The sequence below is a fragment of the Komagataeibacter oboediens genome (assembly GCF_018491655.1).
Lineage (GTDB): Bacteria > Pseudomonadota > Alphaproteobacteria > Acetobacterales > Acetobacteraceae > Komagataeibacter > Komagataeibacter oboediens.
The window spans coordinates 22,839-35,165 of the sequence record NZ_JABLUU010000002.1; the positions used below are offsets into that span (position 1 = coordinate 22,839).

Below are 12,327 nucleotides of genomic sequence, written 5' to 3' on the forward strand. Positions count from 1 at the left end.
TCAGTGCCCGCCGCCATCCGGCAGGGGAAAGGGCACCCAGCGCAGGCCGTCTGAATTCTGTACCAGGAACAGCACGGTCTTGCGGTGCTGGGCACGGGCCGCGTCAAGCTGGCGGCGCAGGTCGGCCGGCGTGTTCACGGCCGACTGCTGCACTTCGGTCACCACGTCGCCGGGGCGCAGGCCACGCTCGGCAGCGGGGCTGTCATCGGTCACGCCAGTGACCAGCACGCCCTTCTGCCCTTCCGCCATGTTGTACTTCTGGCGCGCGATGTCATCGATCTCGCCTACCGTGAAGCCCATGCCCGTAATCGCCATGCTGCCCTGTGCCGGTTTTTTGGCGGGTGCCGCGGCGCCATCGGCCTTATCGGTCTTTTCCTCGGGCAGGGCGCCAATGGTGATCGCCACATTCATCTGCTGGCCCTTCCGCCAGATCCCCAGATGCGCGACACTGCCACCCGCCAGTTCCGCCACAAGGCGCGGCAGGGCGCGACCATCGATATCCTTGCCATTCAGGCTCTGGATCACGTCGCCGGTCTGCAGGTGGGCCACTGCTGCGGGCCCCTTCGGCTCGACCCCCGCGATCAGCGCGCCATGGGGGCTTTTCAGGCCCAGCCCATCAGCAATTTCCTGCGTCACGTCCTGAATGCGCACGCCAATCCACCCACGCGTGACACGGCCATGGTGACGAAGCTGGTCGATGATGCCCTGCGCCTCGGCCGAGGGAATGGAAAAGCCGATCCCGATCGACCCGCCCGAAGGTGAGAAGATGGCGGTATTGATGCCGATCACCTCCCCGTTCAGGTTGAACAGGGGGCCACCGGAATTGCCCTTGTTGATCGGGGCATCGGTCTGGATGAAATCGTCATACGGACCCTGTTCGATATTGCGCCCGCGTGACGAGACGATGCCCGCCGTCACCGTGCCCGACAGGCCGAACGGATTGCCGATCGCCAGCACCCAGTCCCCCACACGGGCATGGTCGCTGTCGCCAAAGGGCACGGCAGGCAGCGGTTTCGGGCTGTCCACCTTCAGCACCGCAAGGTCGGTGCGGTCGTCATGGCCCAGCAGCCGTGCCTTCAGCACGGTGTTGTCCTGCAATGTAATGGTGATCTGGTCGGCATGGCGCACGACATGGTTGTTGGTCACGATCACGCCCGAGGGGTCGATGATGAAGCCCGAACCCAGCGCCTGCATCTTGCGCGGCGGTGCGTTGGGGGTGTCCTGGCGGTTCATGAAATCGTGGAAGAATTTCTCGAACGGCGAGCCTTCGGGAAAATTGGGCACCTGTGGCGTGCTGTCGCCATCATCGCCATCATCATCGTCCTCGCCGGGGCGCACCATCTCGGTGGTGGACACGTTGACGACGGCGGGCAGCAGCTTCGCCGCAAGGTCGGCAAAACTGTCGGGCATGTTGCGCCCCTCGCCCGGCAGGCGCAGGGGGGCGGTGGATGCGGCGGCCGGAACAGGGGCCGGGGCGGGATCAGCCGCCTGCGCGGCATGCCCCCCAAGGGCCGTCACCAGCCCCATGGCAAGGCAGGATCGGGAAAAGGCAGCGGCGCGAAAGGACATGGGACTCATATATCCTGCTGAACTGGATCGGACGCAGCACCTATATCACGCCCTTCACGCGCGCGGAAACCATGGCCTCAGTTCCGGCATAACGGCGCATGCGCGGGCAGGCCACCCGGCGCGGGGGGCGCGGCCCTGCGGGCGCGGGCCACCGCACGGGCACGTTCGCGGTTGCGCGCCACCCACAGCAGCACCACAAACCCCGCGACATTCACCACCACCTGCATGATCCAGCCCGCGCCAAAGCTGGTCAGCAGCAACCGGGCATACAGATCCACCAGTGTCCCCGCCGTGAAGATCTCAAGCGAATGCCGCCCGAACAGCGCCATAAGCTGGCCACCACGCGTTGCAGCCAGCGTGGTCGCCCCGGGCGAAGACTGCACCAGATAGAACAGCGCCAGCACATCGAGCAGCCGCCATGGGGCCAGGATCATCTTGTCCGGGACCGCCATGCTGACGGGCCGCAGGTCGGCAAGGCCCCAGTCCATCCACGGAAACGACTGCACGAAGGAAAAGACCAGATACAGCCCGCAGGTCGCAGCCAGCACGCGCGAACGTGGCAGGCTGCCATCATGCCGTCCCGCCAGCCGCGCCCCGCATACCCCCAGTATGAACAGGAACTGCCACGCCAGCGGGTCGAAATACCACCCGTCAGGGTCCAGCCAGTTGGGAAAGTTCAGGCGCGGATCAAGATTGACCAGCAGCCACACGGCGGCACTCACCCCCAGCACAACCGGCGTCCCCACCCCGCGCAGCAGCGCGTACAGCGGCGCAAACCCCAGCAGCAGCACAATATAAAGCGGCAGGATGTTCAGGTTGCCCGGCAGGGCCTGCAGGGACAGCACCCGCCATGCCGAATCCAGCCCGTGCGCCAGTTCTGGTTCCAGGAAATCAACCGGCACAGGCCAGAAATGCCGCCATATGCGGATGGTGGAAATACACACCACCACCATCACCATCTGGAAAACATAAAGCTGCCAGCACCGCCGCCCGATACGCGCCAGCACCGACGTAACCGGCTGTTTTCTGTCAAACGCACGGCCATAGGCCAGCCACGAGGCATAACCCGCCAGCAGCACGAACACCTCCGCCGCATCGGCAAACCCGACATTGCGCATGGTGAACCGGTTCAGCACGTCCTGCGGGATATGGTCGATACACATCATGAGCAGCGCAACCCCGCGCAGCGCGTCAATGCGATGATCGCGCCGGTGGGGCGTTGCTGCGTGCGAAGGGGAAGCGCCCATCGTATTTCCTGTCAGCCCGAACGGTGCACAAGATGGCTGCAACCATCATGGCGCAGCGAGCGTAAAGCAGCAAACCGCGCCGCGTGCCATTCCCGCCATGACAGGGATGCCACGCATGCCGGACATGGCACGCGGATGCAGTGCGGACAGAGGCCGCCCACCGTTTCATGACTCGACCATCACGGGCTGCCCCTTCTATACCCGCACGGGTCACACAGCCGCCAGCAGGGAGCGCACAACCATGACCAGTCCCGACCGGACAACCATCGAGACCGTGCTGCACCGCGTGCGCACCGCGGATCATGCCACCAGTGTTGCGGATATGGGCAGTCTGGACGCCTTCATGATGCGTGATGGTGTCCTGCATGTCGCCATCGCGACCGACCGCACGCGGGCGGGATCATTGCAGCCACTGCTGCCTGAACTCGAACGTGCCCTGGTCTCGGCAGTTCCCGGCTGCACGGGGGCCAGCGTCATCCTGACTGCACACCGCCCGGTATCGGCACCGCCCGCGCCACAGCCCGCCCCCGCAGGCGGGGGGCACCGCCCCCTCAACCTTGGGGGGGACAGGGCGTCCCGTCCGGCCACCGGCCCGCTGCCGCCGGGCGTGGGCGTGGTCATTGCCGTGGCATCGGGCAAGGGTGGCGTGGGCAAGTCCACCACGGCCGTCAACCTTGCCGTCGGGCTGGGGCTGGAGGGACTGAAGGTCGGCCTGCTGGATGCGGACGTGCATGGCCCTTCCCTGCCGCGCATGATGGGTGTTGGCGACCAGCCCGAAGTCCGCGATGGCCGGCTGATCCCGCCGCACAAATGGGGCATCAGCGCCATGTCGATCGGCATGCTGGTGGATGAAAGCAAGGCCATGATCTGGCGCGGGCCGATGGTCATGGGCGCGATCGGGCAGTTGCTGGGTGATGTGGAATGGGGCGCGCTGGACGTGTTGGTGGTGGACATGCCGCCCGGCACGGGGGATGCGCAGCTGACACTGGCGCAGAAAACCGCGCTGGCTGGCGCCGTGATCGTCTCCACCCCGCAGGACATCGCCCTGCTGGACGCCCGGCGCGGCGTGGCCATGTTCGAGAAGATGAACGTGCCGGTGCTGGGGGTTGTGGAAAACATGTCCTATTTCTGCTGTCCCAACTGCAACCACCGCACCGACCTGTTCGGCCATGGCGGCGCACGGGCGGAAGCGGAAAAAATGGGCGTGCCGTTCCTGGGGGAAATCCCGCTGCTGGCCGATATCCGCGCCAGCGCGGACAATGGCGCGCCAATCGTCATCGCTGCGCCGGACAGCCCGGCGGGACAGGCCTATCGCGCCCTGGCCCACACGGTCGGGGGCGCACTGCGCCGACTGCTGGAACAGAAGGAAAAAGCCGCGCGCTGATCGGGGTAGTGCGTGTTACGACATAGGGCGACAGTCTCTTTTTTCAGTCGCCCCACCCCCGTTGGCCTGATCCATGATCGGGCCGGGTGCGCTGCATGAGTCACCGTGATTGATCAAATAACAAAGGTTTTCCGGGTACCGCCTTTTTTCAAAAAGGCGGCGTCTCCCGCAGCTTTTTAAAAAATCTTCACCAGAACTTCTGATTTCCAGGATGATCCGCAGGCAGGTTTTTACAGCCTGCGGTCGCGCTTGATCCGGTCCCATGCCGCATTGATCTGGGCAATACGGGCAGCCCCCTGTGCCTGCTGTGCGGGGGTTGCGCCACGCGCGGTCATGATATCGGGATGATGTTCGCGCACCAGCCTGCGCCAGACCACGCGCACTTCTTCATCGCTGGCATCGCGGGAAACGCCAAGCACGGCATAGGCATCGACCTCGCTCACGCCCGGACGCGCACCGCCGTCGCGCGCGCGGTCCCATGCGCCGGGGCTGAGACCGAACGCCTTGTGCACCCCGCGCAGGAAGGCTTCCTCACGCGTATTGACCTCCCCATCCGCGCGCGCGATCACGAACAGGGATGCCAGCGCCTCTTCCAGCATGCCGGTCTTGTTGGCAAAGGCACGGCCCAGTTCGGTGGCGAAGGCGCGGTAGTCATCCGTGCGCTGGCGCGCGCTGTCGAACAGACGGCCGACTTCCTTCATGTTTTCGGGTGGCAGGTGGAAACGGCGCTTGAAGGCATCGATTTCGGCCCGGTTCACCGGCCCGTCGCACTTCGCCATCTTGGCGGACAGGATGATGATGACCAGACCATACATCTGGTCACGCTTGCCCATTACCGCCGCCATCTTGGCCGCCATGAAGGTCGCGGCCCCGTTCGGGTCCGCGTTCAGCCGGGGACCCCAGCGGTCGGTCCATCCCCCCACCGGGGTTTCCAGCAGGGAACCGTTATCCGCCGCATGGCCCAACGCCGTGCCGACGACAGCGCCCATGGGGCCGCCAACCGCGAACCCCGCAACGCCACCAAAAAGTTTTCCCCAGATTGCCATGCCCCAAGGCTAGCACGGATGCCCGGTCAACCCAACTGATCTTCCCTGTCCGTACCAGCAATTTCCGGCAATGCAGGCATCCATTCCCGCAATGCCTCCACCCGTAGCGCGGACGCCAGCGGGCGGTCCGGCGGGCGCCCCGCGTCAATCCGGCCCACCAGGGCGGCAAGGGTCAGGCCGCGCTTCTGCGCGATCAGGTGCAGGGCGTGCCAGAACTCCGGCTCCAGCGCCACGCTGGTACGGTGCCCCGACAGGTTGATGCTCCGCTTGCGCAACAGGCGCGCGGCGCGTTGCGCAGGCAGCGGCATGCCCATGTGATCCGTCACTGCGGCAGCCTCAGCGTGGCCCAGCGCGCGGCATCCGCCACTACCGGGTCGGGATCCGCGCATAATGCCGCAACACTGGGGCGCAGGGCGGCCTGCCCGCTATTGCCGATGGCCACTGCCACATTGCGCACGAAGCGGCCCCGGCCAATCCGCTTGACTGGGGAACCCGAAAACCGCGCGCGGAAGCCCGCATCATCCAGCGTGGCAAGTTCCCGCAGCGCCGGTGCGCGCAAATCATCGCGCGCGGCCAGCTTCATGTGATGCGTGGCCGTGGCGAAGCGGTTCCACGGACACACGGCCAGACAGTCATCACATCCGTAAATGCGGTTGCCCATGGCGGGGCGCAGAGCCTCGGGAATCGGGTCGCGGTTTTCAATGGTAAGATAGGAAATGCACCGTCGCGCATCCATTACGCCGGGGGCCGGAAACGCATCCGTCGGGCATGCCACCAGGCAGCGCGTGCAACTGCCGCACCCCCCGCCCGAAGGGGCCGATTGCGGCAGGTCCAGCGTGGTATAGACCTCGCCCAGAAACAGCCAGCTGCCATGACGGCGCGAGACAAGGCTGGTGTGCTTGCCCTGCCAGCCAAGGCCCGCGTTCTGCGCCAGCGGTTTTTCCATGACCGGGGCGGTATCGACAAAGACCTTCACCTGCGTGCCGTCCATGCCCTGCCGCCGCCCCTCGTTCACCACGAACTGGGCAAGGTGCTTGAGCATGCCCTTGACCACGTCATGATAGTCCCGGTTACGGGCATAGACGGAGATATTGCCTGCATCCGGCATACGGGTCGTAGCCAGCGCGTCCCCTTCGGGCGCGTAATTCAGGCCAAGGGCGATGACGCTGCGCACTTCGGGCCACAGCATGCGCGGGTCGCCACGCTGTTCCATCCGCTGCGCCATCCAGCCCATGCTGCCCGCGAATCCGTTTTCCACGAACATGGCCAGACGCGCACGCGCCGCATCATCCAGCCGGGCTGGCGCGAACCCCACCGCGTCAAACCCCAGATCGCGCGCATGGTCGGCAATCCGCGCCGCCATCCGCACGGGATCAGGGCCGGATGACGCGCCAGCCATCAGGCCACCGGGGGGATGTCGGGAAAGGGCATTTCATCACCACTCCAGTCATCCATCGCCCACTGCGCGCGCAGGTGGTCGGCATGGGCGCCAAACGCGCCATCGACAATCGCCGCCCGCATGCCGCGCATCAGACGCTGGTAATAGGCAAGGTTATGCCATGTCAGCAGCATCGGCCCGAGGATTTCATTGGCCCGGAACAGGTGATGCAGGTAGGCGCGGCTATGCCGCGAACAGGCCAGACAGTCACAATGCGGCGAAATGGGCCGCGAATCGGTGGCATGCCGTGCGTTGCGCAGGTTCAGCGTGCCGCGTTCGGTATAGGCGCGCGCCGTACGTCCCGCGCGCGTGGGCATGACGCAGTCGAACATGTCCACGCCCCGTTCCACGGAACCGAGCAGGTCATCGGGCGTGCCCACACCCATGAGGTAGCGCGGGCTGGCATCGGGGATCAGCGGCACGGTGGATTCAAGGGTCGAGAACATCAGTTCCTGCCCCTCCCCCACCGCAAGGCCACCAATGGCGTATCCTTCAAACCCGATTCCCGTCAGCGCCCTGACGCTTTCGGCCCGCAGTTCCGGCTCGGTCCCGCCCTGGATGATGCCGTACTGTGCGTAGCCGGGACGCTGGATGAACGCGGTGCGGCACCGCTCGGCCCAGCGCATGGACATGCGCATGGATTTTGCGATTACCTCGGGGGCGGCGGGCAGCGCGGGACATTCGTCAAAGCACATGGTGATGGTGGCATCGAGCGCGTGCTGGATGTCGGTCGAGCGTTCCGGCGTCAGCCGGTGCTTTGACCCGTCAATATGCGAACGGAACGTCACCCCGTCCTGATCCAGCTTGCGCAGCGGCCCCAGCGACATGACCTGAAACCCGCCCGAATCGGTCAGGATCGGCCCCGGCCAGTCCATGAACCGGTGCAGCCCGCCCAGTTCACGCACCCGTTCGGCCCCGGGCCGCAGCATGAGGTGATAGGTATTGCCCAGCACGATGCCCGCCCCCGTGGACCGCACGCTGTCCATCGTCATGGCCTTGACGGTGCCGACGGTGCCAACCGGCATGAAGGTGGGCGTGGGCACACTGCCATGGGCGGTGTCCAGCCAGCCGGCACGGGCGTGGCCCGCGCGGGCTTCGGGCCGCCAGCGGAATGTGGTCATGGCAGGTCTCCTTCGGTGCGGTGCAGCAGGCAGGCATCGCCATAGGAATAGAAGCGGTAGCCGCTGGCGATGGCATGGGCGTACGCAGCCTTCATGCGGTGATAGCCACCAAAGGCGCAGACCAGCATGAACAGCGTCGAACGCGGCAGGTGGAAATTGGTCAGCAGCATGTCCACCGCGCGGAAGCGGTAGCCAGGGCGGATGAAGATGGCGGTCTCCCCATGGAAAGGATGGACGATGCCGTTTTCATCCGTCGCACTTTCCAGAAGCCGCAGCGAGGTGGTGCCAACCGCCACGATCCGTCCGCCCGCCGCGCGGGCTGCGTTGATGCGGGCTGCGGCATGGGGGGAAATCGTGCCGCGTTCGGCATGCATGCGGTGGGCGGAAATCTGTTCGCTGCGCATGGGCAGGAACGTACCCGCCCCCACATGCAGCGTCAGCGTCTGGCGGATCACGCCCGCCGCATCCAGCCCCGCCAGCAGACCGGGCGTGAAATGCAGCCCCGCCGTGGGGGCCGCCACCGCGCCACGGTGCTGTGCGAATATGGTGCTGTAGTCCTTGCGGTCCTCGTCCGTGGGGCCTTCGGGCCGGGCGATATAGGGTGGCAGCGCCAGATGGCCCACATCATGCAGGAACTGGTCGAACGCCGCCCCTTCCGCGCTGAAGCGCAGCGTCACGTCACCGCCCTCCCCGCGCGACACCACCTGCGCCGTGACGGGGGACGCGCCGAAGGTCAGCGTATCGCCGGGACGCAGGCGGCGGGCGTTGCGCGCCAGCACGTGCCATGTGCCATCGGGCAGGATACGGTCCAGCGTGATGCCGATTTTCGCATCCCCCCGCATGGCCGACAGCTGTGCCGGGATCACCGCCGTGTCATTTGCCACCAGGATGTCACCCGCGCGCAGGCAGCCCGGCAGGTCGCGCACATGGCGGTCCCTGAAGGGGCCATCCACCGGCACGTCCAGCAGTCGCGCGCTGTCACGCGGGCGGGCGGGATGGTCGGCAATGTTTCCGGGCGGAAGCGTGAAGTCGAAATCAGAAACCAGGTCCGTCATGCGGCCCCCTTTACGGAATCCGCACCATACTTGCCAGCCCGAACTGTCACCTTCGCAACAAAGCGCCCGGTCATATGCCCCATGCATGCCGGTGTTGGACAGACGCAGCCGGGGAAGCCAGAATGAGACAGCGATTCCCGCATGGGAATTCCCGTGCCCGGTCCCGGCCGGACCAGTAAACAGATGGAGAATGAAGCCCCATGTCCTATGCCCAGCTTGATGCCGCCCGCATTACCCGCGCCTGCCACACCGCGCTGCAGGTACTGGAATCGGTCGAGGAAAAGGACCGCAACGAAACCTACCAGCGCAAGACACTGATGATCCAGCGCATCGAGGCGCTGGCCCGTGCCGCCGCCGAAAGCAAGAACGGCGATCAGGTTATTACCCTGACATCGGAAGAATTCTGGCTGATCAGCCAGAACTGGTAAACTTCACCCGATACCCGGCCTACGTTGACCCCGATCCGCGCGGCCCGCCGCGCGGAAAGCAGGAAACCGACATGACCTTTACACTGACAAGCCGCTCCTTCCGCGATGGCGACCGCCTGCCCGCGGCACAGGTATTCGACGGGATGGGCTATTCCGGTGGCAACATCTCGCCGCCGCTGGCATGGCAGGATCCGCCTGCCGGCACCAAGAGCTTCGCCATCACCATGTACGACCCCGATGCGCCCACGGGTTCGGGCTGGTGGCACTGGGTTGTCATCAATATCCCCGCCAGCGTGTCCTCGCTGCCCGCGGGGGCCGGGTCGGGCGACAACAGCCTGCCCGAACCGGCGGAAATGACGCGTACCGATTTCGGCGGCAATGTCTATGGCGGCGCCGCTCCCCCGCCGGGACCGGATCACCATTACATTTTCACCATCCATGCACTCGACATCGAACGTATCGAACTGCCCAATGATGCATCGGGCGCCATGGTCGGGTTTGTCATCAACCAGCACAGCCTCGGTTCAGCCAAACTGACCGCCGTGTTCGGCAAGCAGCCGAAATAATGATTCCGCGCCGCGCGTGAATGCGCGGCAGCAGGAAAGGCACGCGTTCATGATTGCCCCGCATGGGGGGCGCGTGCCACCAGCACCCTGATCCGGCCAGCCAGTCCGACCTGATCAGGACATTGGTGCGCCTCCCGCCTGCATGGGCACGACCATGCCCTGTTCATGCCCGGCGTGCGCACCAGCGGCCGGTTGGGCCGACATCTGGCCAACTACCGATCGGGTCGCCGGCGCGGATGCAGGCGGCGCGGTCACAGACCAGCCGCCATGCGGCCCTAGCCCTGATAGGATGCAATTTCGATCAGGTTGCCATCGGGATCGTTACAATAGACAGAGGTCACCGGTCCCAGCGCACCCAGACGGGCTACCGGTCCCTCGGTCACGTGCACGCCGCATTTTTCCAGATGTTCAATGACATCGACACTGTTCAGGGCGGTGGTGAAACATAGGTCGTTGGTACCAGGCAGCGCGTCTTCCGCCGTGGTCCAGCCTTCCGCGCCATGGGGGCGCAGGTTGATCTTCTGACCGCCGAATTTCAGGGCCGTACGGTTGTTGCGCCCGTATTCCTCCCGCTCCATGCCCAGCACGCGCTGGTACCACGAGGCCGAGACCTCCAGGTCACGGACACTCACCACAAGGTGGTCAAGACGATCGACGGTAAAACGCATGGCGCTCACTAACCTCCGGTTGTCCGGCCCGACAGGCGGGCCGGACGCACCGCAGGGATACGTTCAGCCGGTCAGGCCATCATAAAAATCATTACCCTTGTCGTCGATTACGATAAAGGCCGGAAAATTCTCGACCTCGATCTTCCACACTGCTTCCATGCCCAGTTCGGGATATTCCAGCACCTCGACCTTGCGGATGCAGTCCTGCGCCAGACGGGCGGCCGGGCCACCGACGGACCCGAGGTAGAAGCCACCATATTCCTTGCACGCGTCGCGCACGGCCTTCGAACGGTTGCCCTTGGCCAACATGACATACGAGCCGCCAGCCTTCTGCAGCATGGCCACATAGCTGTCCATGCGCCCCGCCGTGGTGGGCCCGAACGAACCGGTGGGCATGCCTTCGGGCGTCTTGGCCGGGCCTGCATAATAGACGGGATGATCCTTGAGGTACTGGGGCAGGCCCTCACCCTTTTCCAGCCGTTCGCGGAACTTGGCATGGGCAATGTCACGCGCCACCACCATCGTGCCGGTCAGCGACAGGCGGGTGCGCACGGGATACTGCGACAGTTTGCGGCGGATCTCGTCCATCGGCTGGTTCAGGTCGATCTGCACCGCCTCCCCATCCAGATCGTCATCCGTGGTTTCGGGCAGGAAACGGGCGGGATCGGTCTCAAGCTGTTCCAGAAAGACGCCATCGGCCGTGATCCGCGCCTTGACCTGACGATCCGCCGAGCATGACACGCCAATGCCCACCGGCAGCGACGCGCCATGGCGCGGCAGGCGCACCACGCGCACGTCATGGCAGAAATACTTGCCGCCAAACTGCGCGCCAATGCCCAGGCGCTGGGTCAGTTTGTGGATTTCCTCTTCCATCTCCAGATCGCGGAAGGCATGGCCATGCGTGCTGCCTTCGGTCGGCAGGCTGTCCAGCCAGCGGGTGGAGGCCAGCTTCACGGTCTCAAGGTTCTGTTCAGCCGACATGCCGCCAATCACCACGGCAAGGTGGTACGGCGGGCAGGCCGAGGTGCCCAGCGTGCGGATCTTGCCGTCCAGCCATTTCAGCAGGTGTTCCTTACTGGACAGCAGGGCGCGGGTCTCCTGAAACAGGAACGTCTTGTTGGCCGACCCGCCGCCCTTGGCGATGAACATGAGGTCCATCTGCTCGGCATGGTAATCACCTGGCGTTGCCGAGATATGGAACTGCACCGGCAGGTTGGTGCCGGTGTTTACTTCCTCGAACATCGAGACCGGCGCCATCTGGGAATAGCGCAGCGACGTGCCGGTATAGGTATCGTATACCCCGCGGGAGAAGGCCTCTTCCTCATTGCCATCCACCCACACGCGCTGGCCCTTCTTGCCATACACGATGGCGGTGCCGGTATCCTGACACATGGGCAGCACGCCACCGGCCGCGATACAGGCGTTCTTGAGCAGGTCCAGCGCCACGAAGCGGTCGTTTTCCGACGCTTCGGGATCCTTCAGGATTTTGGCAAGCTGCGCCAGGTGCCCGGGGCGCAGCAGGTGCGCCACGTCATTGAAGGCCCGGGCGGCCAGCGCGGTCAGGGCTTCAGGCCGGACATGGACCACCGTGCGGCCACCGAGGACCGAGGTGGTTATCCCCTCGATCTCCAGTTTCTTCCACGGTGTGTCATCATCATGCAGCGGGAAAAGCGGGCCATAGACAAATGGCTTGCGCGTGGGTGCGGATACATTCAACGGACGGTCTCCTGCCTTTTCTCCCCCGGATTGGTTCCGGGTGGCGGCGTTCAGGTTCAGGGCGCGCCCGGCGCATCCGGCGCGCCCGG

At 65.2% G+C, this 12,327-nt stretch carries 12 protein-coding genes; 3 read left to right on the forward strand and 9 right to left on the reverse strand.

What is annotated here, in order from left to right; all coding sequences use genetic code 11:
- Together HNO79_RS02040 and HNO79_RS02045 are read right to left on the reverse strand one after the other, a co-directional pair.
- Entirely contained in the window at positions 1 to 1,569 is a 1,569-nt protein-coding gene (locus tag HNO79_RS02040) for a DegQ family serine endoprotease (protein WP_214165361.1), read from the reverse strand.
- 77 nt (positions 1,570 to 1,646) lie between these two features.
- Positions 1,647 to 2,816 carry an OpgC family protein gene (locus HNO79_RS02045; protein WP_214165362.1) on the reverse strand — a complete coding sequence of 390 codons (1,170 nt, stop codon included), beginning with the start codon at positions 2,814 to 2,816 and terminating at the stop codon, positions 1,647 to 1,649.
- Positions 2,817 to 2,922: 106 nt separating this feature from the next.
- On the opposite strand from HNO79_RS02045, the gene HNO79_RS02050 reads away from it, so the two are divergent.
- On the forward strand, positions 2,923 to 4,200 hold the full coding sequence (locus HNO79_RS02050; protein WP_214165363.1) for an Mrp/NBP35 family ATP-binding protein: 1,278 nt from the start codon (positions 2,923 to 2,925) through the stop codon (positions 4,198 to 4,200).
- 230 nt (positions 4,201 to 4,430) lie between these two features.
- Here HNO79_RS02050 and HNO79_RS02055 read toward each other — a convergent pair whose 3' ends face one another.
- The 5 genes from HNO79_RS02055 to queA are packed head-to-tail and all read right to left on the reverse strand — an operon-like array spanning position 4,431 to position 8,860.
- Positions 4,431 to 5,246 carry a TerB family tellurite resistance protein gene (locus HNO79_RS02055; RefSeq protein ID WP_048855507.1) on the reverse strand — a complete coding sequence of 272 codons (816 nt, stop codon included), beginning with the start codon at positions 5,244 to 5,246 and terminating at the stop codon, positions 4,431 to 4,433.
- 26 nt (positions 5,247 to 5,272) lie between these two features.
- Positions 5,273 to 5,560 (reverse strand): ribbon-helix-helix domain-containing protein, encoded by a 288-nt coding sequence (locus HNO79_RS02060; RefSeq protein WP_214165398.1) that lies wholly within the window; start codon positions 5,558 to 5,560, stop codon positions 5,273 to 5,275.
- 8 nt (positions 5,561 to 5,568) lie between these two features.
- Positions 5,569 to 6,645, reverse strand: a complete 1,077-nt coding sequence (gene queG / locus HNO79_RS02065; RefSeq protein WP_214165364.1) for a tRNA epoxyqueuosine(34) reductase QueG — start codon at positions 6,643 to 6,645, stop codon at positions 5,569 to 5,571.
- Positions 6,645 to 7,805 carry a tRNA guanosine(34) transglycosylase Tgt gene (gene tgt / locus HNO79_RS02070; protein WP_010514151.1) on the reverse strand — a complete coding sequence of 387 codons (1,161 nt, stop codon included), beginning with the start codon at positions 7,803 to 7,805 and terminating at the stop codon, positions 6,645 to 6,647. The genes queG and tgt overlap by 1 nt, the downstream gene beginning before the upstream one ends.
- A complete protein-coding gene (gene queA / locus HNO79_RS02075) occupies positions 7,802 to 8,860 on the reverse strand; it encodes a tRNA preQ1(34) S-adenosylmethionine ribosyltransferase-isomerase QueA (protein ID WP_048855505.1) in 1,059 nt (352 codons plus the stop codon). The genes tgt and queA overlap by 4 nt, the downstream gene beginning before the upstream one ends.
- A 200-nt stretch (positions 8,861 to 9,060) precedes the next feature.
- On the opposite strand from queA, the gene HNO79_RS02080 reads away from it, so the two are divergent.
- Positions 9,061 to 9,288: a hypothetical protein gene (locus tag HNO79_RS02080; RefSeq protein WP_039734481.1), complete on the forward strand. Its 228-nt coding sequence runs from the start codon at positions 9,061 to 9,063 to the stop codon at positions 9,286 to 9,288.
- 71 nt (positions 9,289 to 9,359) lie between these two features.
- Complete coding sequence (locus tag HNO79_RS02085; protein WP_010514154.1) at positions 9,360 to 9,854, forward strand: kinase inhibitor; 495 nt, start codon at positions 9,360 to 9,362, stop codon at positions 9,852 to 9,854.
- A gap of 275 nt (positions 9,855 to 10,129) precedes the next feature.
- Here the strand turns inward: HNO79_RS02085 and HNO79_RS02090 are convergent, their stop codons facing one another.
- Complete coding sequence (locus HNO79_RS02090; RefSeq protein ID WP_039734479.1) at positions 10,130 to 10,522, reverse strand: VOC family protein; 393 nt, start codon at positions 10,520 to 10,522, stop codon at positions 10,130 to 10,132.
- A gap of 63 nt (positions 10,523 to 10,585) precedes the next feature.
- Positions 10,586 to 12,238 (reverse strand): fumarate hydratase, encoded by a 1,653-nt coding sequence (locus HNO79_RS02095; protein WP_214165365.1) that lies wholly within the window; start codon positions 12,236 to 12,238, stop codon positions 10,586 to 10,588.
- Positions 12,239 to 12,327: the final 89 nt, after the last annotated feature.